General features: G+C 52.2%; 25 protein-coding genes, 1 tRNA gene and 2 pseudogenes. 12 read left to right on the top strand and 16 right to left on the bottom strand.

Annotated elements, in window-relative coordinates:
• The first annotated feature begins 592 nt into the window (after positions 1-592).
• Both Q3V30_RS06345 and Q3V30_RS06340 read left to right on the top strand, forming a co-directional pair.
• A tRNA-Arg gene (locus Q3V30_RS06345) sits at positions 593-667 on the top strand.
• A 159-nt stretch (positions 668-826) separates the two neighbouring features.
• A pseudogene (locus Q3V30_RS06340) lies at positions 827-1,271 on the top strand (tyrosine-type recombinase/integrase); the annotation flags it as partial.
• Positions 1,272-1,596: 325 nt separating this feature from the next.
• On the opposite strand, the gene Q3V30_RS06335 reads toward Q3V30_RS06340, so the two are convergent.
• Together Q3V30_RS06335 and Q3V30_RS06330 are read right to left on the bottom strand one after the other, a co-directional pair.
• A complete protein-coding gene (locus tag Q3V30_RS06335) occupies positions 1,597-1,893 on the bottom strand; it encodes a hypothetical protein (RefSeq protein ID WP_306211459.1) in 297 nt (98 codons plus the stop codon).
• A gap of 144 nt (positions 1,894-2,037) precedes the next feature.
• Positions 2,038-2,385: a hypothetical protein gene (locus Q3V30_RS06330; protein WP_306211458.1), complete on the bottom strand. Its 348-nt coding sequence runs from the start codon at positions 2,383-2,385 to the stop codon at positions 2,038-2,040.
• Between the two features lie 587 nt (positions 2,386-2,972).
• Here Q3V30_RS06330 and Q3V30_RS06325 point away from each other — a divergent pair.
• Together Q3V30_RS06325 and Q3V30_RS06320 are read left to right on the top strand one after the other, a co-directional pair.
• Positions 2,973-3,126: pseudogene (locus Q3V30_RS06325) on the top strand (excisionase).
• A 408-nt stretch (positions 3,127-3,534) separates the two neighbouring features.
• Complete coding sequence (locus tag Q3V30_RS06320; RefSeq protein ID WP_306211457.1) at positions 3,535-3,738, top strand: hypothetical protein; 204 nt, start codon at positions 3,535-3,537, stop codon at positions 3,736-3,738.
• Between the two features lie 158 nt (positions 3,739-3,896).
• On the opposite strand, the gene Q3V30_RS06315 is transcribed toward Q3V30_RS06320, so the two are convergent.
• The 8 genes from Q3V30_RS06315 to Q3V30_RS06280 all read right to left on the bottom strand — a co-directional run bounded on the left by Q3V30_RS06315 (position 3,897) and on the right by Q3V30_RS06280 (position 8,782).
• Complete coding sequence (locus Q3V30_RS06315) at positions 3,897-5,333, bottom strand: VasL domain-containing protein (RefSeq protein ID WP_306211456.1); 1,437 nt, start codon at positions 5,331-5,333, stop codon at positions 3,897-3,899.
• Between the two features lie 397 nt (positions 5,334-5,730).
• Positions 5,731-5,886 (bottom strand): hypothetical protein, encoded by a 156-nt coding sequence (locus Q3V30_RS06310; RefSeq protein ID WP_306211455.1) that lies wholly within the window; start codon positions 5,884-5,886, stop codon positions 5,731-5,733.
• 121 nt (positions 5,887-6,007) lie between these two features.
• On the bottom strand, positions 6,008-6,151 hold the full coding sequence (locus Q3V30_RS06305) for a hypothetical protein (protein WP_306211454.1): 144 nt from the start codon (positions 6,149-6,151) through the stop codon (positions 6,008-6,010).
• 44 nt (positions 6,152-6,195) lie between these two features.
• Positions 6,196-6,363, bottom strand: a complete 168-nt coding sequence (locus Q3V30_RS06300) for a hypothetical protein (RefSeq protein ID WP_306211453.1) — start codon at positions 6,361-6,363, stop codon at positions 6,196-6,198.
• Positions 6,364-6,434: 71 nt separating this feature from the next.
• Entirely contained in the window at positions 6,435-7,118 is a 684-nt protein-coding gene (locus Q3V30_RS06295) for an SOS response-associated peptidase family protein (protein WP_306211452.1), read from the bottom strand.
• 126 nt (positions 7,119-7,244) lie between these two features.
• Positions 7,245-7,895 (bottom strand): metal-binding protein ZinT, encoded by a 651-nt coding sequence (gene zinT, locus Q3V30_RS06290; protein ID WP_306211451.1) that lies wholly within the window; start codon positions 7,893-7,895, stop codon positions 7,245-7,247.
• Between the two features lie 231 nt (positions 7,896-8,126).
• On the bottom strand, positions 8,127-8,423 hold the full coding sequence (locus Q3V30_RS06285; RefSeq protein WP_306211450.1) for a hypothetical protein: 297 nt from the start codon (positions 8,421-8,423) through the stop codon (positions 8,127-8,129).
• Positions 8,424-8,440: 17 nt separating this feature from the next.
• A complete protein-coding gene (locus Q3V30_RS06280) occupies positions 8,441-8,782 on the bottom strand; it encodes a hypothetical protein (protein WP_306211449.1) in 342 nt (113 codons plus the stop codon).
• A 407-nt stretch (positions 8,783-9,189) separates the two neighbouring features.
• Between Q3V30_RS06280 and Q3V30_RS06275 the strand changes: the two genes are divergently transcribed.
• The 4 genes from Q3V30_RS06275 to Q3V30_RS06260 all read left to right on the top strand — a co-directional run bounded on the left by Q3V30_RS06275 (position 9,190) and on the right by Q3V30_RS06260 (position 12,827).
• A complete protein-coding gene (locus Q3V30_RS06275) occupies positions 9,190-9,510 on the top strand; it encodes a hypothetical protein (RefSeq protein ID WP_306211448.1) in 321 nt (106 codons plus the stop codon).
• 151 nt (positions 9,511-9,661) lie between these two features.
• Positions 9,662-9,874, top strand: coding sequence for a hypothetical protein (locus tag Q3V30_RS06270; protein ID WP_306211447.1), 213 nt, complete (start codon positions 9,662-9,664; stop codon positions 9,872-9,874).
• A gap of 284 nt (positions 9,875-10,158) precedes the next feature.
• Positions 10,159-11,409, top strand: coding sequence for a mechanosensitive ion channel family protein (locus tag Q3V30_RS06265; protein WP_306211446.1), 1,251 nt, complete (start codon positions 10,159-10,161; stop codon positions 11,407-11,409).
• Between the two features lie 191 nt (positions 11,410-11,600).
• On the top strand, positions 11,601-12,827 hold the full coding sequence (locus tag Q3V30_RS06260) for an L-lactate MFS transporter (RefSeq protein WP_306211445.1): 1,227 nt from the start codon (positions 11,601-11,603) through the stop codon (positions 12,825-12,827).
• A 52-nt stretch (positions 12,828-12,879) separates the two neighbouring features.
• Here the strand turns inward: Q3V30_RS06260 and Q3V30_RS06255 are convergent, their stop codons facing one another.
• On the bottom strand, positions 12,880-13,761 hold the full coding sequence (locus Q3V30_RS06255; RefSeq protein WP_306211444.1) for an SMP-30/gluconolactonase/LRE family protein: 882 nt from the start codon (positions 13,759-13,761) through the stop codon (positions 12,880-12,882).
• Positions 13,762-14,058: 297 nt separating this feature from the next.
• On the opposite strand from Q3V30_RS06255, the gene Q3V30_RS06250 reads away from it, so the two are divergent.
• Positions 14,059-14,211, top strand: a complete 153-nt coding sequence (locus Q3V30_RS06250; RefSeq protein WP_306211443.1) for a hypothetical protein — start codon at positions 14,059-14,061, stop codon at positions 14,209-14,211.
• A gap of 118 nt (positions 14,212-14,329) precedes the next feature.
• Here the strand turns inward: Q3V30_RS06250 and Q3V30_RS06245 are convergent, their stop codons facing one another.
• The 4 genes from Q3V30_RS06245 to Q3V30_RS06230 form a co-directional block, all read right to left on the bottom strand.
• The gene (locus Q3V30_RS06245) at positions 14,330-14,617 is read right to left on the bottom strand and encodes a hypothetical protein (protein WP_306211442.1); all 288 of its coding nucleotides are present in this window, start codon (positions 14,615-14,617) and stop codon (positions 14,330-14,332) included.
• A gap of 250 nt (positions 14,618-14,867) precedes the next feature.
• Positions 14,868-15,674, bottom strand: coding sequence for a hypothetical protein (locus Q3V30_RS06240; RefSeq protein ID WP_306211441.1), 807 nt, complete (start codon positions 15,672-15,674; stop codon positions 14,868-14,870).
• A gap of 52 nt (positions 15,675-15,726) precedes the next feature.
• Complete coding sequence (locus Q3V30_RS06235) at positions 15,727-16,179, bottom strand: universal stress protein (protein WP_306211440.1); 453 nt, start codon at positions 16,177-16,179, stop codon at positions 15,727-15,729.
• 13 nt (positions 16,180-16,192) lie between these two features.
• On the bottom strand, positions 16,193-16,975 hold the full coding sequence (locus Q3V30_RS06230) for an IclR family transcriptional regulator (protein ID WP_306211439.1): 783 nt from the start codon (positions 16,973-16,975) through the stop codon (positions 16,193-16,195).
• Positions 16,976-17,142: 167 nt separating this feature from the next.
• On the opposite strand from Q3V30_RS06230, the gene Q3V30_RS06225 reads away from it, so the two are divergent.
• The 3 genes from Q3V30_RS06225 (at position 17,143) to ypdK (ending at position 20,032) form a co-directional block, all read left to right on the top strand.
• A complete protein-coding gene (locus Q3V30_RS06225) occupies positions 17,143-18,732 on the top strand; it encodes an MFS transporter (RefSeq protein ID WP_306211438.1) in 1,590 nt (529 codons plus the stop codon).
• A 16-nt stretch (positions 18,733-18,748) separates the two neighbouring features.
• A complete protein-coding gene (locus tag Q3V30_RS06220; RefSeq protein WP_306211437.1) occupies positions 18,749-19,777 on the top strand; it encodes an HlyD family secretion protein in 1,029 nt (342 codons plus the stop codon).
• Positions 19,778-19,870: 93 nt separating this feature from the next.
• On the top strand, positions 19,871-20,032 hold the full coding sequence (ypdK, locus tag Q3V30_RS22735; protein ID WP_428979241.1) for a membrane protein YpdK: 162 nt from the start codon (positions 19,871-19,873) through the stop codon (positions 20,030-20,032).
• A gap of 50 nt (positions 20,033-20,082) precedes the next feature.
• On the opposite strand, the gene alaC is transcribed toward ypdK, so the two are convergent.
• Positions 20,083-21,318, bottom strand: a complete 1,236-nt coding sequence (gene alaC, locus Q3V30_RS06215) for an alanine transaminase (protein ID WP_306211436.1) — start codon at positions 21,316-21,318, stop codon at positions 20,083-20,085.
• Positions 21,319-21,410: the final 92 nt, after the last annotated feature.

Below are 21,410 nucleotides of genomic sequence, written 5' to 3'. Positions count from 1 at the left end.
GAGCGTGAGATGGAAGCAGGTCCGCTACATCTCATCCTTTCTCTACAGATAACCTGTAACTTTCTTGATAGCGGGCTGGAAGCGCATCAGCGGCGGGCAATAAAGCCTGCCGCTGATTAATTTTAATTAAACAGCGCCCATGTGTTGGCATAGAAAGAGCCAGCAAAGAGGACGTAAGCCAGCCAAATCACAGAGAGAACCGCAAGCGACAGTTTCAAAGACATGATAATACCCCTTAAGGACGTTAGCGCGTGGCCGCAGATTGACTGTGCTTACACTAGGCCTGTGCTTTGCTGCGGATATTGATCCAGCGCAAAAATAGCTAATTTAAGGAATGTGGCCCGTTCAGAGATAGCCTGAAATGATCAAATCTGGCCTGGACTGTTCATCGGGCGTTGTTATAGAGGGATCAAGTTTAAAAAGAAGTGAGCCTTGAGGAAGCAAAATTGCGTAGCAGCGTCGTTAGCAAGCCATCATAAGGTCTTTTGATAAAGGGCAGCAGGGTAAACAGACTGCGAACTGGCGACAAAAACAGCAGTCAGCCGCTAAGCGGTTAATTTACGCCTGAAATCGCGCTATACTCCACGCCGCTGTCTCCTTAGTTAAATGGATATAACGAGCCCCTCCTAAGGGCTAGTTGCAGGTTCGATTCCTGCAGGGGACACCATCTCACCGTTCGTCATCCTCCATTTCAGTTTGCAAAACCCCAGCAATTACAGTACTCCCTCAAAATCTTGGTTCGCACCAGTCCGCATTAGTTCGTTGACAGCCGCATGCTTTGGCAGATAAAAACGAGTAAATAATTTTACCCACCGGCATTTTACCCATGCTAACTGTTAAACAGATTGACGCCGCAAAGCCAAAAGATAAGCCCTATCGTCTTCTGGACAGTAATGGCCTGTATCTGTATGTGCCTGCCGGTAACGCGAAAAAAGGTCTGGCAGCTTCGCTACAAAATCGAAGGTAAAGAGAAAGTCCTGACCGTGGGTAAATACCCGCTAATGTCTCTGCAGGACGCCCGGGATAAGGCCTGGCTTGCACGCAAAGATTTATCAGGTGGTATTGACCCGGTAAAAGCCAGGAAGAAGGCGCTTACCGATAACAGCTTCGGTGCAATTTACAGGGAGTGGTATGCGCATAAGCGCCAGTTGTGGTCGTTATAATATGCGAATGAGCCTGGAGGGAAGTTCGAAGAGGATATCCTGCCGATGATTGGCGAGAGGGATATTAATGAGATTGAGCCAATGCAGATACTCTCTGTTTCGACAAGACTTTCGCTGGCACGAACTGAATTAGACAGCTTGTTATTGAGCGTTGTCCATGAATCTGCATAGTCAGCTACGGCTTTAATCGAAAGCGCAGCAAATAAGGCGCTGGCTACTTTTGAAAGCGAAGAAAATGATTTCTCTGTACCAGCAACAGATTTACTGGTTTTCTCAAACTGTCTTCGAGTTTCGCTAATCTGGCATCAACTTGCCGTTGTGCATTCAGCAACTTCGCTACGTTCATTTCTACTTCATAAACGATGTTGCCAACTTGCTGTTCGCTTGCTATTCACCTTTCTTCGGGCATAAAAAAACCCGCCGAAGCGGGTGATTATGAATTATGTGTTTCGCGCCATTCAGCGATCATCGCTTTAGTAACTTCTTTTTTGTAGCAGGTTGGTGAATACCCTCCTTCTCTACTCCAGGCACTCCTCCCCCCACAATTACTACCATTTCGGGCAGAATTGTAAGGGCAGGCGCATGTGCCCGGGTATGACTCAATCGACTCGTCAATGATTTGCTGCTTCACCTGATCGTCAGTGAGGCGTGATGTTTTTGCTAACGCTATATCCGTTGATAAAAAACTGAGCGATACAGCCAGAATAATGCCTATTCTCCGGAATGACATAATAAGACCCTCTTTTTTAGAAGGTTAAATTTTATCTATCAGTGAAAAAAACAATCGCTCAAAAAAAGGACAAAAAAGGTCACTTACTAACCACAATGATTATTAGCTTGGAGTCAGGACGCAAAAAATCCGCGGTTAAGCAGGTTAAGTGTTCTTGCGCGATTCTGTGATGAAGGTAACGATCTGTGAGGATAAACTCTCACGAACCTTTAAAGTTGTCTGGTCCCTAATTTTTGAAATAGCTTCTTTTTGTTGAGCATTTAAACCAGACCATTGCGCTTTATCAGGTCCAATTGAGTCATGATACTCAGAGAGTTCAGCGCCACATTTTTCAAAAGCTTCAGCTGTAATGTTGCTGGCTGATTTAGGTGTTCTGACTTGGCTTTCAGCATATTTGGTTACGCAGCCGCTTAGATTTTCAGCAGAACCTTCTAAATTAGCATGTGCCACGGAGCACACTATCAAGCCCATAATGGCTAAAACTAATTTCATATCCCTATCTCCACCAGTAAATGATGGGATAGATCCTAGCATGGAGTGGCCGTAACAAGGTGCAAAATTGAGCCGCTTTAACCAGTCTCCGCGCCTTTTTAACCAACTGGCTACGCAACGGTGGCCTGCCTACCACTGATTTTAATCAGGCAGCAATATTTACTGAACCGGGGGAGCAGACAGAATTGGTTTGGCTACCGTTCCGGACAGCTGCCGCAGTAAAGCGCTGCACCTTCCAGATCGCTATACTTGACCGCCGCCGCATGGTGCAAGGGGCCGGATTGCGTGTCCCAGAGCATATCCAGCGCGCAAGACGGCGCAAAGCATCAAGCGGAAAAACACGCTTTAACTGCCCGGCGTGCGGCCGCATTCACTGGCAACTGAACCCTTACGATTTTGAAGGTTGTAATGATAGCTCTTGCGAAGCATGGAAATTCGGCTTCAGAACCCTGTGATCTCCCTTCCCCATCTTCTCATCGCAATAGCATTCGTCATCGCTGTATGGGCGATATTCAAAATCTGAACAAGGTAAAGACTATGCATCAGATCAGTTTCAACCAGACTCGCTTGTTGATTTGAAATTTATCATGGCTGATACTGGTTTCGGCAAGACCTTCATTTATGACCGCATCAAAGACGGCTACCTCCCAAAAAGCAAAATCATCCACGGCCGCGCAAGATGCGCTATATAGTGACTACTGCGAATTCAAAAACAAACTCCTGAACCAGCCCAATGGGTAAATCCACGGGTAAAATGTTTTCCCATGACAACTTTATCCTTTCGATACAAACCACTGCATGCCGTATTCGATGTATGCAGGGGACACCATCTTCCAGTTTCCCCTCTCTACCGACCCTGACCATCAGCCATTGCTTCATGCCCATTTCAGGTTACTGCCTGCCAGCCATTTCATTCATCAAACTGGTTTCCCATACTTTCTCTGGCGGCACGAAAATCGTCGCCCTATCGCGCAGGTTTAACCAGCTTACCTTCGATTCATACCGGTCACCTTTATCAGCCAGAACGCGTATGAGGTTGAGATGCAGCAACCCGCTGGGCTGAGGGAATTTTCAGGATAGGCTAGAATTCTACAGGGAAGAGTCAGCCCTTCGGGGTAATGACGCGGTTTATCAGAAAGAGGACGGAAAATGAAAATTACTGTGACTTTTGAGGATACTGGCATTGAAGAGGAGCATGATTTTGATGCTAAACCTCGCGCCGGAGAGTTAGTGACGTTAGTGCGCGAGGGTAAAGGTGCCGATTATATCGTTATAACTGAGCCTGATCCTGACCATACCCATGACAATGGCCGTGGTGGCTTCCCAACAACGGCCACGGTCCGGCCAGCCTAGTGAGCAATAAAATTTAGCTTTAATCAACCTCGCTCAGGCGGGGTTTTTTATTGCCAGATTTCACGAGTTAATCGTCTGTGGCATTGCGGCGAACCTTCACAGCCCGACGCCAGCTATTGCTCAACAGAATGCAGACAGGATAAATTTCTGACAGTAGCTCAGTTCCTTTCTCCCTCATCAGCGGTTTTCTGCTGCGTCTGAGGATGCTGCACTCCAGCCTGCTTGAGAAGGACATAACGGGCGATAAGTTGCTGCAGATGCATCTCAACCTGCGTCTTTGTGGCTACAGGCAGAGCCTGTCCCGCTGGCGTTAGTGACAGTGCCCGAAGTTGTTCTTCCGCCGGTATAGCATGGTCAAAGGACGCCATCGTGGAGAACACTACTGATTTCAGCTCGCTGACCGTTATATATTTTCCCTTCTGTTCATCCAGCCCGTTCAGTCGCTCACTCAGCTGCCGGAGCTTCGCCATTCCCTGATGCCAGCCGTTCATTGCTTCAACCGGCAAAGCAGCAGCGATGAGCTGTTGCTGCCATGCCACTATCAGGGGATGGGCCTGTTCCGGCCACAGCGCCTGAGCCTGCTCTGCCAGTTGCCGACCGTAGTCAATATGCCAGTCTGGTGGCAGCTGTTCTAAGTACGCAAGACGCTGCTGGGTAGCAGTGATAAAGGTTTGTGGTGGAGAAGATTGCTGACGCAGCATCGCCAGCTGTGCGGGAGTGAGCACTGCGGGTAAGGGTGCCAGAGAGGCAGCAAGCTGACTCTGTAACGGATCAGGCCGGTGTAACAGATACCAGCCCCCTACCGTTGCCACGCTTAGCAGCAGCATGGTACAGACCCCGGCGGCAAAAGATCTCCAGGTCTTTACCGAAGCCGGTATCGACGTTAACCCTTCCTTAAACGTCTGATGTTCCGGCTCTGCTCTGTGTAGAGATTTTACCGTACTGGCTGGCTCGATTTTCTGCGGAACCGGCATAGCAGAGAGGCTATCAGCAGTTGTTTCCCTGTCATTCCTGGCCCCGGCAGGCGTCACGCTAGCGGACTGAAGGGCAGCATCAGAACCGGATACCCCGTCACCGTTTTCCAGCCTGGCTATCTTGCTATCTGCCAGACCAAGCAATGTATCAAACTGACTCAGATGTTTCAGTTCCAGGCGCTGTAGCGCCCTCTCCAGCCGGGTAAAATGCTGTTGCGCAAGGTAAAGCTGGCTGAGGTCACCTTTGTTCAGGGGGAGAGTACGCATCACCTGCTGGATACGTTGGCTCAGAGTGGCGAGGATCCGCATCCGCACCTGTAGCGGCTGCGGCCAGAGAGTGCTCCAGTGATGGCTTATCAGCGCCTCCAGAACTGCCAGCCCTTCATTGAGGCCGGACCATCCGGCCAGTTGCATACGGGCAAGCGTATACCAGGCCGCACTCTGCAGCTCCACGCCATTTTGCTCAAACAAAGAGAGGCAGAGTGTTTCAGCAAAACGCCAGTTCACATCGGGCCGGGCGGGATGGGAGAGTTTAGTCAGTTCATCGCGCAGAGCGGCATAATCGGGGAGCTTACGCGGATCGTTACCGGTTTTAATTTTACGGGGGGAGGTGTCATTCATGACCATATATCCTTATATCCTGCATACAGCACTGGAGAGTATTATTTATGCTGCTTTATTTTCTGCATAGTCGGAATTCTGCAGAGAGTGTCATGCTTTTAAGCCAGGGTTCCTGACCAGCGATAATAGAATAACGGTCGCTCCAAGATCAAACTTGCCGTCATTTAACCTTTGCAAATAAGTTTATTTATAATTTACGCTTGCCTGTTAACAGCAAACCATTCTGACAAACCAGAAAAAGCGACTGCATTTAATTCAACAGCCGATAATTTATAGCGAGAAAGTAAAAAACACTGGTTTATTATTAACAAAATAATTAAATTTTGATTTCAGTCAACGCCAAAAAAATAAAAAAACCGCCCGCAGGCGGTTATGCAGAAGATCGGGTGATACTCCGTTACAGCGGTCTGTCATCATCATCTTCGAGAGGCTCGTCCTCATCTTCATCGTCGGAGCCCAGAGGCATATCTTCCCCACCCTCTATTTCATCTTCATCAGCAGGGTACTCTGCATCGTCGGGAAGGGGTTCCTGGTAATCAGGGCGTTCAGACATAGTCACCTCCGTTAACCCAAATGGGTCTGTTAAATATAGAGGGTCAGCCTCATAAATTGCGGCCCTGCGTCACAGAATCATCAATAAAAAAAACCGCCCTGTGGGCGGCTTAATCTTTTCATCACTCTGGCTCTTTATCGCCGGACTCCGGTGCAGAACCGGGATCGTCATTCTGCTGCATCCCCTCCTTCTCTTTCGGATCGGTCGGATTTTGAGAAGTGTGCTGCTCATTATCTGAACTGCCGATGGCGTTAGGGTTAGTCATAGGTTCCTCCTGACAGGTTATTCCGGAAAGCAAGCCCGCTGGGCTTACTTCTCATCATTAGGGTGAGACGATTTGTTTTCAGAGTGCCGCTCAGGGTTCACCGGCATATCGTCTTCCTCGTAGGGGTTCTGCATATTTGGCGCCGCTTCCGGCAGCCCTTTGCTGACTTCACCCTCTTTACGGCGGTGCTCGTTCGAATCAAGCTTTGTCATGACGCTCTCCTTTCGGGTTCAGAACGTTAAGTCTAGTCGATGATGGCCAAAGTTGAGTGAAAGATGCTGCATCACACGGCCGGATCGTCGATTTCGTCAATCAATTCGGCTCTCTGGTTCTTCACGTTGCCGACCGCTTTCGAAACGGGATGCCAGGTGAACGCTTCAGCCGGAAGCACGCTTTCACTGACGATTTCACTGGCTCGCTGACTACTCGTCTCTGGGTCAAGCCACTCCATAATAGCGTCGGCCTGCAAAACCAGCGGCCTGCGGTCGTGAATATCCACCAGGCCTTTATCGCTGGCAGCGGTGATGATGACAAAGCCTTCGTTCTCTTCCTGCTTGCCATAGGGCGCTTTGCCAATAGCAGCGAAAAAGAGCGGCTCACCGGATTCAGGGTAGAGATAATAGGGCTGCTTCTTACTCCCTTCCTTTTTCCACTCATACCAGCCATCAGCCATCACAATAGCGCGGCCATGCTGCCAGAGCGGTTTGAACATCCGTCCGGTGGCAGCTGTTTCCACCCGGGCGTTTATCAGAGGATGTTTATTCCACCAGGGCGGCTTATAGCCCCAGTGCACCGGATCAAGATGAAGGGCGTCGTCGCGCTGATTAAGCAGCAGCACGTTAGTGCCGGGCGCGATGTTATAGCGCCCCAGCGGTTGATGATCGTAAGCAATCTGACGTTCTGCCTTACCGGCAAACGCTTTCAGATACTCTTCGCGTGTTCTGTACTGAGTAAATCGTCCGCACACAGGCACCTCCTGCAACAAGGATAGCCAGGAGAACGCCTCGCTGTTCACTCCCGGTTACTTCTTTTATCTGAAAACCAGTCAAGGCGCGGCCAAAAGCGGAACGGCTGGACTCTCTGCGGCTAAAATTTAGTGATGCAACATCTCATCCACCACCTGCGCCGAGGTGAGCTGGAAAGGATAATAAGTGGGCCAGTTATCCATCTCTTTCAGTAGCGCTTCCTGTGAGGTATTGCCCATAAAAATATGATAGTGCGCTGACTGGCGCGGGATAATGCCGTGATCGCTGAACTGGACATATTTTGGAGCCTGGCTGCCGGCATCCTTACATTCGAATAAATAACGTACCCCTTTCCTGCCTGAGGCGTAGGTCAGAATTTTATATCCGGCGTAGTCATATTTACAGACGCTCACCTTATTGCCCACATGAAACTCCATGATATTATTTTCGATGCCGATTGACTCAACGTCGGTAGCGTAACCCTTACGGTAATAGGCCTTGATGGCCTCTGCGCTTTGGTCTTTATCCTGCTCCGCTCTCTTTTTGAAAACAGGATCGAGGTCGCCATTAAGCAGATAGGGATAAACGGACTGCCATACGCCATCCCAGTCCGCCAGGCTTCTCTCCCTCACCTCCCTATCGTTAAAAATGCCCTCCGCAGCTTTTTGTTCCATTTCCGTCAGCGGTTTCCCGTGCGCGTGATGGGCGTGAGCAACTGCGTGTTGGCTGATGAGCAATGCACCCAGCGCCAGGAGAGATTTTTCAAATTTGCCTGCCATTCCTGTGTCCTTGTTGTCTGTCCGGAAGCGATAAATGTTACGTTATAACATATCCTGTATCAAGTTTTCTTCTGACCATAAAAAACCCGCCAGTGGCGGGTCAGGGTCGGGCGGGCAAGAGTACCCTTCCGGTTAATCAAACGTTGGAGGGTAAGCGCAGGAATAAGTGGGGCGCTTCTGAACAATGCTCCTGGCTCTGCTGTTACGCATCAGCAACAGGTTACAGGTGTGCTAGGTTTTGCTCACCGTATAGCTTTTCACCTTGCCATCATCCAGCTGGACGGTCAGCGTTTTCCCTTCCGTGGTGCTCATCGCTTTGGCCTGGCTGTAGCTCCACATCATCAGCAAATGGCCTTCCGGATAGGGCGTCTCGCTGGTGGGCTCGCCGAAGAGATCGATCAATTGCTGGCGCGACGTCTGTCCATAATGAATTTTGGCCAGTTTGGTATCATCGAAATCCTTGCCCGAAGAGGAGGTGCAGCCCGCTACGGCAAAAAGCAGCAGCAGAGCCAAACATCTTGTTTTCATTCATTTTTCCTTATCGCTTAATCCACTTTCTCACAATCATAATAACCCGTTAATTTAATCTGGCTGCTGCTGGTTCTGACAATTTCAGCTTTCAGCGTGGCCGTGCCGTTATGATAAATGTGATCGAGGCTAAGCATACCGGGCGCTTTACTGTTTTTAACCAGCAGATGATAAGCAACATTTTTACTGTCGCCCTTTTTACCGCTGTAAGTCATCGTCTGTTTTTCGGGTTTAATGCCGTTGACAAAAATCGTCCCATCCTGCCGCGGCTCCAGCTTAAAGGGGCCACACTGCAGGGCAGCCAGCGCGGGAGAAAGTGTTGTCGCCATCAATGCAAATGCCACGATTTTTCTTATCATTAATTACGACCCCTGCGGTAACAGTTAAAGGATGGACAAAACTCAGTCCTGCGATGTTCACTTTAATAAAGCATAACGTAATGATAATGCAAGCGGATTAAAAACTTTCGATCTTTAATCGTAGAGCACCAGAAATGTAAGTTACCTCCTTTCCTGAATAATTATTAAACAGCTCACAAAGATCGATAATTGGACGGCAGATAATTAACTCATCCCTTGCTTCTTAAAATAATTTCTTTCCAGAGTTGGATTATTTAACTCATTTATTTTTTTAAAACTGCTGTACCCCTCTTATTTATCAGGCAGAAGATAAAAATGGCTCTGGCTTACCTGCTGAAAAGATGTCACTTTGTTGGCGAGGGAGTTTATCAGTCAGAACTGCACCGTTAAGAACAAGGAGATGCCTGATGCCAGCAACATTTACCCTGCATATGTCCCGTCACGTGAGTAAAGCTTTACTCCCCGATTTGAAGGCGCTCATTGCGCCAGAAGCGATGCAGTTTTTCTCCAACGAACTGGGGGAGGAGTGGCACTACACGCTACTTTGCCAGCAGAGTGATGAAAGTTGCTCGCTGGCCGTTTCCGCCATCATGGTCTGGCATCAGTTAAAAAGAATTACCACGCTAAGTTACAGCAACGCTTCCTGTCACAAAGAGCTGACCAAGTGTACCGCAGGCGAACTTTTCTCCCTGCTTAAAATGCCGGGCGCAGCCTTATATCTCTCATGAACGATCGGGGATTGAAAGAGTGATACATACTTTCTCCGTTTGGGCGAGCGCGCTGATTTGCGCCCCTTCTGCTGTTGTATTCCCCTGATTGAAAAATGTTCCGATCCCTTAAGCTACCAGCAAGTAAATACCGACTTAGCTGGAGTACCTGATGTCAGACAAAGATCCCATTATTGAACGCCTTTCCGTGGAAGTGCTTGCTCTCAGGCACATCGTCCAGATGCTGATTGCCTACGGCAATGTGCCTACCGGCGGTAAATTAAATAAATACCTGCTTAAGGTTGCGGATGATGCCGAGCACCGGAACGATCGCCATGCCAGTAAAGCCATTGCCGACGCCATTCGCAGCTATGTGCAAAAATAATCTGTAACGCGTCACAAACCGGGGGATCCCGGATTTAAGCCTCGTGAGTGAAAGAAACAAGGGGAGAACAGTCGTTGTCTCCTTTTCAGAACTGGCCAAATACCACCGCCTGCTGCCCCTCTTAAACCTGTTAATTTCATGATTGTCATCAGCTAAATTTAGCGCTACCCTGCGCTTCTTTTATCGCCTGGTTAGGGGTAACCTGCGGCGATACCCGCTAATGTGCCGCGATTTAGCTTATTAACCGGCACACTTTGGACGCTTCACTTACAGGGAAAAATGCCATGCATGCCTACCTTATTAGCTGGTTTGAAACCTTCAGTCTGCCTTACGCTCCTCAGATCGCCCTGCTCGCCGTTATCGGCATCATTCTGCTTATCTCCCTGATTGTACACGGCCTGCTACACAGCATTGCCCTGCCGTTTCTGAAACGTTTTGCCGAGAGCTCATCGCGACAGTGGCCGAAATCGATCATTGATAAGAAGTTGTTCAGCCGTTTCCTCCTGCTGATGCAGGGCGTGCTGCTGCAAATTCAGCTTGAGCTGTTCCTGCAGGGCAACGAGCCTGTTTTCAGCGTGCTGATGGTGGCAAGCCAGGTCTGGATGATGATCTTCAGCCTGCTGATGTTCTTTTCGCTGCTGGATGTTTGCCTGGAGCTTTCAGAAAACAGCGTACTGGCGCACCAGTTACCTCTTCGCGGTATTTTTCAGAGCCTGAAGCTGATTGCCGCGCTGCTGATAGCGCTGATGGTGATTTCGGTGTTGATAGGCAAATCGCCGCTGGTGCTGCTCACCGGGCTGGGCGCGATGACCGCGGTACTGATGCTGGTCTTTAAAGATCCAATCCTGGGTCTGGTGGCCGGGATCCAGCTCTCTGCAAACAATATGCTGAAGATGGGTGACTGGCTGGATATGCCAAAATATGGCGCAGATGGCGACGTGGTGGATATCGGTCTGACCACCGTAAAAGTCCGTAACTGGGATAAAACCATTACCACCATCCCTACCTATGCGCTGATCTCAGACTCGTTTAAAAACTGGCGTGGAATGTCTGAGTCAGGTGGTCGCAGGATCAAGCGCAGCATCAACATCGATACCACCAGCATCCATTTTCTCTCTGAGCAGGATATTGCCGATCTGAAGCGGGCGCAGTTGCTGACGCCTTATCTGGAAGGGAAAAGCCAGGAAGTGGCGAGCTACAATGCCCGCCTGCAGTGCGATCTCTCAACACCGCTTAACGGCCGTCACATGACCAATATCGGCACGTTCCGTGCGTGGCTGGAAGCCTGGTTAACGGCGCATCCGCAGATCCATAAAGAGATGACGCTGATGGTGCGTCAGCTGGCGCCCGGCTCCGATGGCCTGCCTGTAGAGATCTACGCCTTTACCAACACCACGGCATGGCTGGAATATGAAAAGATCCAGTCCGATATTTTCGACCTTATCTTTGCCGTACTGCCAGAGTTCGGGCTGCGTGTGCATCAAACACCAACCGGCAACGACATGCGGAATATGCGTTTATCCTCCGCTGAATAAGCGTTAACCAGTCGGGCAACTTTTGTAACAGTGCCCGCTAACCCTATTTTCCGCCTCATATGCCGCCATTCATACCCCTTGAGCGGCATTTCATTCCTTCCTGAAGGCAGTTCATGCCTTTGTCTCCCCGCCCGCGAAAGAGCCGCCATAAGATGTGCTTAATTTCTTAAACTTTCCCCCGGGAGCTTTCCATGAGCACACAGCCCGTCAGCACCAGCGTCAACCGTACCCGTTGGCTCACCCTGTTTGGCACCATCATCACCCAGTTTGCACTGGGCTCTGTCTATACCTGGAGCCTGTTCAACGGCCAGCTCTCTCATAAGCTGGATGCATCCGTCAGTCAGGTGGCCTTTTCGTTTGGCTTGCTGAGTCTGGGGCTGGCCATCGCCTCTTCGCTGGCGGGTAAACTGCAGGAGCGTTTTGGCGTACGTAACGTCACTCTCGGTGCCGGTTTGCTGATGGCTCTGGGATTTACGCTTACCGCACACGCCGATAACCTGTTTATGCTGTACCTGAGCGCGGGTGTACTGGTAGGCCTGGCGGATGGTGCAGGCTATCTGATGACGCTGTCGAACTGCGTGAAGTGGTTCCCTGAACGCAAGGGCCTGATCTCTGCCTGCGCTATTGGTGCCTATGGCTTAGGCAGCCTGGGTTTCAAATTTATCTGTGGTTATCTGCTGAGCGTCTACAGCCTTGAAAACACCTTTATGATCTGGGGAGGTCTGGCGATGGCGATGATCATGCTTGGTGCGCTGTTTATGAAGGATGCGCCCAGACAGCAAACCTCTGCCCAGAACAGCACCAGCCGCGCGCGTGATTTCTCGCTGGCTGAGGCAGTGCGTCTGCCGCAGTACTGGATGCTGGCGCTGATGTTCCTGACAGCCTGCATGAGCGGTCTCTATGTGATTGGCGTGGCTAAGGATATCGGTGAGGGCCTGGTGCATCTCTCAACGCAGACGGCGGCCAGCGCCGTGACAATCATTGCCATTGCTAACCTGAGCGGCAGACTGATCCTTGGAGTGATGTCCGATAAAATGGCCCGCATCCGGGTGATCACGCTCGCTCAGGCGATCTCGCTGATCGGCATGAGCATCCTGCTCTTTACCCAGATGAGCGAAATCACCTTCTTTATCTCTATTGCCTGTATCGCCTTTAGTTTTGGCGGCACTATTACCGTTTATCCTTCACTGGTCAGCGACTTCTTCGGCCTGAATAATCTGACCAAAAATTACGGTCTTATCTATCTGGGTTTCGGTATCGGCAGCGTACTGGGCTCGCTGATTGCCTCACTGTTTGGCGGCTTCACCATCACTTTCAGCCTGATTATGGCACTGCTGGTGATTTCCCTGATTATGTCCGCCACCATCCGGCTGCCGCACCGCGTAGCAGAGAGCAAGAAAACGCTGCAGCATGCTTAAGGCTGATTAACCGGCTGCCCGGCATACCGTTTCTGCCGATCGATCCGTGCCGCTATTTCGCCTGAAATAGCGGCTCCGCAATGCCTGCCACGCCAACCCGCACCGCAAAAAGGTCGCCTGACTGCGGATATTGTGCCAGCTCCTCAGCACTGCGATCTTCCCGGGAGCTGGTGATATAGAGCGTTTTCAAATCTTCGCCACCAAATGCCACCATTGTCGGCCAGCGCACCGGCAGTGGGATCTCATCAACTATTTCACCATTGGCAGGGTTAAGACGTATTACGCGCGAACCGTCAAACATGGCGGCCCAGTAAAAACCTTCGCTGTCGACCGCCGCACCGTCCGGCAATCCACCCTGCTCCTGCTCAAAGCGTTTCAGCACTTCACGCGGGCCAATTTCGCCCTGCTCATCCATAGGATAGCGCCAGAGGATGCCCTCAGGCGTGTCAGTCTGATACATCCAGCGGCTGTCAGGCGAAAAGGCCAGTCCGTTAGAGATCTTGATGTTGTCAGCCTGTACCGTCAGATTGAGGTGCTCATCCAGCCGACAGAGCAGCGCGCCATGACGATCCTGCGGCTCCCACAGGCTGCCGCACCAGAACCGGCCATGCCGGTCAACCCGGCCATCGTTAAAGCGGCTGCGCTCTGCCTCACCAGGATTTGGCGCCACGCGCTTAACAATGTTTCCCTGCGCATCCAGCATACAGACGCCGCTACGAAGCGCGGCGACAAAGCCGCCCTGCGCATTCAGGCCAAAGCAGCCAATATGTTCCGCTACCGGGAAGACCTGATGGTCGCCCGTTTGTGGGTCGAAGCGATGCAGGGCGGGTGCCAGAATATCGACAAAATAGAGCACCTGCTCACGGGCTGACCATACGGGGCACTCGCCAAGTTCGGCCTGAGCCTGCAATACGTTTTCCACCTGATAACGCATACTCTCTCCTTATTTGAGTTAAGCACTAAGTTTACTGCAAAATGAGGGAATTGTGCGGGCGGGATTATTGTCATTTTTAAAGAGGCTATTTTGCCGCAAACATTAAATTAAGAGCATTCTGGCTCAAAAGCCTTTTTTTTCGGCCTTATCTTATTTATGATTATTCACTTCGCCGCGATACTTTCCCCATTGTATTATTTTGAAATATCTGTCTAAATAACTCTACATAAGCGGCATTATTCCTCCACTTTTATCTCGTAAAGTTGTAGTCATTGAAAAAGTGAAGGAGAAATCATAATGAAAGCACTCATTAAGATTGCCGCGGTATCAGGCGTGATTTTTATGCTGAGCGGATGTATTGTTCATGATGGCTATCGCGGCGGCTATCACCATGGCGGCGGCCACCATGGCAGTTACCATCACGACAACGGCCGCCATCGCGGCTGGTAGAAAGGCATTATAAGAGGGTGAGCATTCACCCTCAAGCGGGCAAAGCCTGCACACGGCAATATAAAAAGAAAGAGTAGAAAAATATTAGGCGGGAAATTTTTCCCGCCCTTTTTTCGAGTTAGCTTTTAATGCTGTAATTGCACTGATACCAGGCCTTCATTAATCCCGGAACCCGGCTTTCCTGCGGCTTAATTGGCTCAACTTTATCAAACCCACGTTCCGAACAGTAGCGTTCCACATCCTCATCCAGCGCCGTTTTATTTACGGTGGAGGGATTAAAACGATACTGCACAGTATTTACCGCAGGATCCTCATCAATTTTTTCAAATGCTCCTGGCTTGCCTGATGTGCAACCGGCCAGCATAAATATTGCCAGCGCAACCGCGCCCGGTACAAACTTGTTCATGTCAGCTCCTTAATTTTGGTGCGGCATAATACCAGCGTGCCCCCGCTCCGCCATCAGAAAACCCTGCATTTGCACATTTTTTACCGTGCCGTTGCATTATTTTACCGATTGATTCGATTCAGGAAGCCGTCTGGCACTCTCGGGAGAGGAATGCGATTATCCACTCAGACATAATTCATGTCTGTTAACACCATGAATGACTTATAATAACAATGTGTTATGCCCGCGGCGAGCGGGCTTTTTTTTGCGCTTATTTCGCGTTACCGTCAAGAATTATACGTAACACTTCGCCAGAGTGATTGACCGGAAGTGCCAGCACAGATTGATAAAGGTCGATGGTCATATCACAAAGCTTCGCTTTATCCACGCCCGCCTCTGCCGGGGCATTCAGCGTCTGCAGGGCGGTTCCCCATTTGGCATACAGCGATCGTACAATAACCTGCAGTTCGGCCCGGCCGCTGGCCGCATCTACCGGCTGCTCTGCGCCGTGGCTGTTCAACAAAAAGCTATCCAGCACGGCCATCTCTTTATCGATCAGTGGCTGGGGCAAAATGTCTGCCGTATTAACGCCCCCCTCCACCTGTGGGAAAAGATATTTAAAGCAGAGCTCAGCATTTTTCTGCCTGATGATCTTCATCTCTTCCAGCGCCACGCTCATATAGTCATAAAGCTGCGCGTTGCTGGCATAGCTGATGCGCTGATTCAGCAGATCGGCAAGCCAGGGGCGCAGTCGCTCCAGCGCCTGCTTTTCGCTGTTGCCCTCCTGCAGGGCGTGAATGAACTCACGATCCAGCTTCTGATAGAGTCCCGGCTGCTGCGTCCTGATGGTGCGATAGACCGGTAAAGAGGCCAGGCGCTGTTCCGCCGCCGCCAGGCGCTCGTCACGCTGCTGCTGTGGTAACACCATGCCGAAGTAATAAAAGTTGCCGATGAAGAGCAGTAAAAAGCTCAGCAAGATAGCCAGCGTTTTGCTGATTTTGCCGCTTTTATGCAACCAGGTAAAAAGCAGCACGACCGCAAGGCCGCCTGTGAGGGAGATAAGCGTAGCGTAGGACATGAAAAGCAAACCTTTATTTACAGGGCCGTCTTAAACGGCCCGCCGTTCAGCGTTAATCAACCCGAACATCAACCAGCACCGGACAGCTGGCTCGTTCAATCACCGCCGCACTGACCGATCCTTTCAGCAACCGGTTAAAAGAGGAGAGATGGCGCCGTCCCATAATAATCATCGTGGCGTTAAGGTCGTTAGCCTGTTTCACAATGGTTTCCGCTGATTCGCCAGCCACTACCCGCCCGGTCGCGCGAATACCGGCCCGCTGAAGCTCGGCCAGCGCCTGGCGTACGGCACCTTCTGCCGTATTTTGCTCATCCAGCGCGTAGCCGAAATCACCCGGATCCTCTCCAGCTTCAATGGTGTAAGTTCCGGCGGTAGCGGCATAGCTGGCGTCAACACAGCACAGCACCACAACGCTGGCGTCCAGCGCAAGCGCCTGCTCTGATGCCAACGCTACTACTTTGCGCGCAATGGCAGAGTTATCAACAGCGACTAAAAGTGTTTTCATCTGTCCCTCTCAGTTAATCACGTAAGGCCGCTTTGCCTATCTCGTCTACCAGCGCCTCTTTGCATTTCAGGATCTCTTCACGGAAAAGCGCCTCATGCTTTTGAAAACGGGTAGAGGGAACCAGCAGGCTGATAGAAAAGCGTCCGAGAATGGTATCAATCGCCACCGCCATCGTGGAGATTCCTTCCAGCGTTTCACCCCGATCGTAGGAAAGCCCGGTGCGGCGGATCTCCTTCAGCCGCTCAAGAAGTTCAGGAAATGCCTTAACAGTCAGATCGGTCATTGCTTCGTAAGCATCCCCAACCAGTGCGCGTGCCTCTTCATCACTGTCCAGCGCCAGCAAAGCCTTGCCGCCTGAGGTGCTGTAGAGCGGGAGGTTTAACCCGATACGAGGCACCACCCTGAGTTCACGGTCCGCCACGACGTAGTGCACGATGGCCAGTTGCAGGCCGCTGGCGCGGGCCAGCGATACCGTCTCTCCGGTTGCATCGCACAGCGCCTGCAGCCAGGGCTGAGCGATAGCCACGACATCTGTATGCACCGTAGCGATCAGACGCAGCAAAGCGGGGCCAAGCCGTACGCCTCCCGCGCCGGGACTGCGGACTAACTGTACGGAGTCCAGTGCCGCCACGATGCGCTGTACGGTGGATCGGGGGAGATCAACAGCCAGTGCTATTTCACCCAGGCTCATGCCGTTTGGGCTGTCGCCCAGTGCATTTAATATTTTAGCCGCGCGTGAGATCACCTGGATTCCACCAGTTCGTTCATCTTCACGCAGTACAGTAGGGTCAGACATAGGGTTCAGCTCCTTGCTTGATGCGAATACTTTAGCACTCTTTCAGGCTGCGGGCAGGCTGTATCACATTGCAATACAGCTAATCGCCATGTAATATCGCGGGCGAATATATCACAATGCAATACAGTGCACCGATAATTTTTATTTTTGCCAACGGAGTTTCCGCTATGACAGCTCAACCGGCAGCGCCCCCCGCTCCCCACCCGTTTACCCTGCGCCTCGCGCTGGGGCTGGTGGGTGTGCTGATCGCCGCGCTGACCTCGGGACTGAATGATCGGGTAACGGACCTGGCTCTTGCTGATGTCAGAGCCGCTATGGGGTTCGACTTTGACAGCGCGAGCTGGATCACCTCGGTTTACCAGGCTGCTGAAGTGGCGGCCATGATGATAGCGCCCTGGTTTGCAGTGACGTTTTCGCTTCGTCGTTTCACGCTGGTGATGGCCTCCGGATTTGCCATAGTGGGCGTACTGCAACCTATGGCACCCACGCCCTCGCTCTTTATTGCGCTCCGGGTTGTGCAGGGCATTTTCGGCGGCGCGCTGCCGCCGATGCTGATGACCGTCGCCCTGCGTTTTCTGCCGCCGGGCATCAAGCTCTACGGTCTGGCGGCTTACGCACTCACCGCGACGTTTGGGCCGAACGTTGCCGCTTCGCTGGCCGCTTTCTGGACCGATTCCGTTGGCTGGCAGTTTGTTTTCTGGCAGGTGGTGCCGCTGATCATGATCGCCAACCTGCTGATCGGCTTGGGCATTCCGCAGGATCCGACGCGTTTTGAACGTTTTAAACAGATTGACCTGTTTGGCATGCTGACCGGCTGCAGCGGTATTGCGCTACTGATCCTGGCGCTGAGCCAGGGCGAACGTCTGGACTGGCTGGCTTCACCGCTGATTACCGGCATGCTGCTGAGCTCCTTTGCGCTGCTGATTGTGTTCCTGATCAATGAGTGGTTTCACCCGCTGCCGCTGTTCAAATTACAGATGCTGGCGCGCAGAAACCTGACTCACGGTCTGCTGGTGCTGGCGGGGGTGCTGATAGTAGGCCTCTCCGGCTCTGCCCTGCCCTCCGCCTATTTTGGCCAGGTGGAAGGCTTTCGTACCGTGCAGTTTGCGCCGCTGGCGCTGACGATTGGCCTGCCTCAGCTGATTATCGCTCCGCTGATGGCTGCGATCCTGAATATGCGTTGGGTTGACTGCCGCTGGATGCTGACGGCCGGTGCCGGCCTGCTCTCTCTGTCGTGCCTGCTGGGCATGCAGCTGACCGGTGAGTGGGCCAGGCAAAATTTCTGGCTGATCCAGTTATTACAGGCTTTTGCGCAGCCGATGATGATCTTGCCGGTACTGATGAGCGCCACCAGCGTTGTTCAGCCGCCGGAGGGGCCTTTTGCTTCCGCCATGTTCAATACCGTAAGGGGTTTTTCCAGCGTGGCCGCCAGCTGTCTGGTGGAAAACTTTCTCACTCATCGTGAAAAGTTTCATTCGCATACGCTGACAGATAACCTGGGTAATCGCCCCTGGCTGATGACAGCGGATAGCGCGGCCAGTGCCAGCAGCCTGACGCCCCTGCTGCCGGATGGCAGCGCCAGCTCAACGGAAAACCTCGGCCACTTCGCCACGCTGCTAAAGCACCAGGCGGTGATCCTAAGCATCAGCGATGCCTATTTGCTTATTATCGGTTTTGCCCTGCTGATGATCCTGTTAACGGCGTGGCTGCCAAAACGCGTCTGGCCACCGCAAACCCTTGTTCAACGCCAGGCCTAATCTACGAGATAATAATATGAGCTTCACACCTGCAAAAAGAACGTTGTTGTTACTTCTCCTGTTACTCATCCTGCTGGGGATGGCCTTTTTCGTCTGGTCGGCCATGAGCCGCCATCACGCCCGCACTGATGATGCCGTGGTCACCGCGGACTATACGCTGGTCGCCCCAAAAGTTTCCGGCTATATCCGCACGGTCAACGTCAGTGACAACCAGTCGGTAAAGGCAGGCGAAACGCTGGCTACTATTGATGACCGTGATTACCGGGTAGCGCTGGAAACGGCCGAGGCTAACCTTCAGGTGAGCCAGGCAAAACTCAGCAGCATTGAAGCGCAGCTGGAGCAGCAGCAGGCTACTATTGCGCAAACCGATGCTGCCGTCAGCGCCAGCGAAGCGACGCTGAGCTATGCCGGACAGAATGCTGAACGCTATCGCCGCCTGTTGAAAACCGGCACCGCTACAGCCGATGAGCAGCAAAAGACCAACGCCTCTATGCGTGAAGCCGCCGCTCAGCTCCGCCAGAGCCAGGCCGCGGCGCTCGCGGCGCGTAAAGAGACAGGGATCCTGCAGGCGAGCCTCAAACAGGCTAAGGCAGATATCGCCGCTTCAACAGCCAACGTCGATCAGGCCCGTCTTAATCTCTCCTACACCACTATTACCGCGCCGATTGCGGGTTCAGTGGGACAGCGTTCCGTTCGCCAGGGCGCATGGGTGGCCGCCGGCACGCGCCTGCTGGCGGTAGTTCCTTTGCAGCAAACCTATGTGGTCGCTAATTTTCTTGAAACGCAGCTGGCGCACGTGCAGCCAGGCCAGGGCGTCTCTGTCAAAGTCGATGCTTTACCCGGCGTGACGCTTCGCGGCCATGTTGACAGTATTGCGCCAGCGACAGGTTCTACTTTCGCCGCCATTACCGCCGACAACGCAACGGGAAATTACACCAAAGTGGTGCAGCGTTTACCGGTCAAAATTGTGCTGGAACCTGGTCAGCCAGAGAGCGCGCGCTTAAGGGTCGGCATGTCCGTGGTGCCCGAGATCGAGACGCCATAAGCCGGACGATGCTCAGCATAATCGACTTTATTTTGCGCCAGAGAGCAGGTAGATTAGCTGACGATCCTGCCATGAGCGGTTCATGGTTACCCGATGCGGCCTGCCGTTAGCGAGTGCTGCATCGAAAAGTTCGCGAAAAAGCCTGGGGTTGACCCAGTCTCAGGCGTTCAGAGGAGTTGCCTGGTGAAATATGCTTTGATGGGAATATCTTTTATTATGGTCATCTGGATTGGCACCTTCTATCTGATGCTGTAACCCTTCAGGACGCCTTCAGCGGGTCAGGCCTTCCGGCCTGCCCCCACTCTTTAAACCTCTTCTTCGTTGAGTTTCACCGTCCCCGGTAAAATCCCATCCGCACGGAACATCGACTTAATACCCCTTACCGCCTGACGGATGCGGTCGCTGTTTTCAATCAGGGCGAAGCGGACATGCGTGTCGCCATAATCGCCAAAACCGATGCCTGGCGAGACGCATACTTTCGCTTCCTGCAGCATGTGCTTGGCGAACTCCAGCGATCCCATATGGGCATAATGGTCGGGAATTTTCGCCCAGACGTACATAGAGGCTTTCGGGATTTCCACCATCCATCCCGCTTCATGCAGCCCTTTCACCAGCACGTCGCGGCGGCGCTTGTACTGCTCTGCAATCTCTTTCACGCACTGCTGATCCCCTTCCAGGGCAGCAATGGCTGCTACCTGCAATGGCGTGAAGGTGCCGTAATCGTGATAGCTTTTGATACGTGCGAGCGCGGCCACCAGATCCTTGTTACCGACCATAAAGCCGATGCGCCAGCCCGCCATATTGTAGCTTTTCGACAGGGTAAAGAACTCTACGGCCACATCACGCGCGCCCGGTACTTCCATAATCGACGGCGCTTTCCAGCCGTCGTAAACGATATCCGCATAGGCTAAATCGTGGATCACCAGCACATTGTACTGTTTGGCCAGCGCAATCACGCGTTCAAAGAAATCGAGCTCCACGCACTGCGCGGTTGGGTTTGAGGGGAAGCCCAGGATCATCATTTTGGGCTTTGGATAGCTTTCCCGGATGGCGCGCTCCAGCTCGTTGAAGAAATCCACTCCCGCCACCAGCGGCACAGAGCGAACCTGCGCGCCGGCAATTACCGCGCCATAGATATGGATCGGGTAGCTGGGATTGGGCACCAGCACCGTATCGCCATGATCAAGCGTGGCCAGCATCAGGTGCGCCAGACCCTCTTTCGAACCGATAGTGACAATAGCTTCAGATTCGGGATCGATCTCGACCTGATAGCGGTCGGCATACCAGCGTGAAATTGCCCGACGCAGACGAGGAATACCGCGTGATGTGGAGTAGCCGTGCGTATCATCCCGCTGCGCTACGGCACAGAGTTTTTCCACAATGTGCGGCGGCGTTGGGCCATCCGGGTTACCCATGCTGAAGTCGATAATGTCTTCACCACGGCGGCGTGCGGCCATCTTCAGTTCGGCCGTAATATTAAATACGTAAGGGGGAAGACGTTCAATGCGGGAAAAACGGCGTGCAGAGCTGTTGTCAGCCATAGGATCCTCTGATTTACGTTAGCGCCCGGACCGTCCGAGCGACGCTGACCAGAAACTGGTCGAACATTGAACATAGCGTAGAGGCTGCGGCC

Origin of the sequence: Erwinia pyri, assembly GCF_030758455.1 — a bacterium.
GTDB lineage: Bacteria > Pseudomonadota > Gammaproteobacteria > Enterobacterales > Enterobacteriaceae > Erwinia > Erwinia pyri.
The sequence above is the reverse complement of the archived record's forward strand: the minus strand, read 5'-3'. Positions and strand labels throughout refer to the sequence as shown.

Excerpts from the sequence above, each read along its gene's own strand:
- Q3V30_RS06300 (WP_306211453.1), bottom strand. The coding sequence starts at position 6,363 with ATGACAAAGCTTGATTCGAACGAGCACCGCCGTAAAGAGGGTGAAGTC.
- Q3V30_RS06310 (WP_306211455.1), bottom strand. The coding sequence starts at position 5,886 with ATGTCTGAACGCCCTGATTACCAGGAACCCCTTCCCGACGATGCAGAG.
- Q3V30_RS06245 (WP_306211442.1), bottom strand. The coding sequence starts at position 14,617 with ATGAACAAGTTTGTACCGGGCGCGGTTGCGCTGGCAATATTTATGCTG.
- zinT (WP_306211451.1), bottom strand. The coding sequence starts at position 7,895 with ATGGCAGGCAAATTTGAAAAATCTCTCCTGGCGCTGGGTGCATTGCTC.
- Q3V30_RS06255 (WP_306211444.1), bottom strand. The coding sequence starts at position 13,761 with ATGCGTTATCAGGTGGAAAACGTATTGCAGGCTCAGGCCGAACTTGGC.
- alaC (WP_306211436.1), bottom strand. The coding sequence starts at position 21,318 with ATGGCTGACAACAGCTCTGCACGCCGTTTTTCCCGCATTGAACGTCTT.
- Q3V30_RS06225 (WP_306211438.1), top strand. The coding sequence starts at position 17,143 with ATGACAGCTCAACCGGCAGCGCCCCCCGCTCCCCACCCGTTTACCCTG.
- ypdK (WP_428979241.1), top strand. The coding sequence starts at position 19,871 with ATGCGGCCTGCCGTTAGCGAGTGCTGCATCGAAAAGTTCGCGAAAAAG.
- Q3V30_RS06320 (WP_306211457.1), top strand. The coding sequence starts at position 3,535 with ATGAAAATTACTGTGACTTTTGAGGATACTGGCATTGAAGAGGAGCAT.
- Q3V30_RS06305 (WP_306211454.1), bottom strand. The coding sequence starts at position 6,151 with ATGACTAACCCTAACGCCATCGGCAGTTCAGATAATGAGCAGCACACT.
- Q3V30_RS06280 (WP_306211449.1), bottom strand. The coding sequence starts at position 8,782 with ATGATAAGAAAAATCGTGGCATTTGCATTGATGGCGACAACACTTTCT.
- Q3V30_RS06285 (WP_306211450.1), bottom strand. The coding sequence starts at position 8,423 with ATGAAAACAAGATGTTTGGCTCTGCTGCTGCTTTTTGCCGTAGCGGGC.
- Q3V30_RS06260 (WP_306211445.1), top strand. The coding sequence starts at position 11,601 with ATGAGCACACAGCCCGTCAGCACCAGCGTCAACCGTACCCGTTGGCTC.
- Q3V30_RS06335 (WP_306211459.1), bottom strand. The coding sequence starts at position 1,893 with ATGTCATTCCGGAGAATAGGCATTATTCTGGCTGTATCGCTCAGTTTT.
- Q3V30_RS06230 (WP_306211439.1), bottom strand. The coding sequence starts at position 16,975 with ATGTCTGACCCTACTGTACTGCGTGAAGATGAACGAACTGGTGGAATC.
- Q3V30_RS06220 (WP_306211437.1), top strand. The coding sequence starts at position 18,749 with ATGAGCTTCACACCTGCAAAAAGAACGTTGTTGTTACTTCTCCTGTTA.
- Q3V30_RS06315 (WP_306211456.1), bottom strand. The coding sequence starts at position 5,333 with ATGAATGACACCTCCCCCCGTAAAATTAAAACCGGTAACGATCCGCGT.
- Q3V30_RS06235 (WP_306211440.1), bottom strand. The coding sequence starts at position 16,179 with ATGAAAACACTTTTAGTCGCTGTTGATAACTCTGCCATTGCGCGCAAA.
- Q3V30_RS06240 (WP_306211441.1), bottom strand. The coding sequence starts at position 15,674 with ATGTCCTACGCTACGCTTATCTCCCTCACAGGCGGCCTTGCGGTCGTG.
- Q3V30_RS06275 (WP_306211448.1), top strand. The coding sequence starts at position 9,190 with ATGCCAGCAACATTTACCCTGCATATGTCCCGTCACGTGAGTAAAGCT.
- Q3V30_RS06250 (WP_306211443.1), top strand. The coding sequence starts at position 14,059 with ATGAAAGCACTCATTAAGATTGCCGCGGTATCAGGCGTGATTTTTATG.
- Q3V30_RS06270 (WP_306211447.1), top strand. The coding sequence starts at position 9,662 with ATGTCAGACAAAGATCCCATTATTGAACGCCTTTCCGTGGAAGTGCTT.
- Q3V30_RS06330 (WP_306211458.1), bottom strand. The coding sequence starts at position 2,385 with ATGAAATTAGTTTTAGCCATTATGGGCTTGATAGTGTGCTCCGTGGCA.
- Q3V30_RS06265 (WP_306211446.1), top strand. The coding sequence starts at position 10,159 with ATGCATGCCTACCTTATTAGCTGGTTTGAAACCTTCAGTCTGCCTTAC.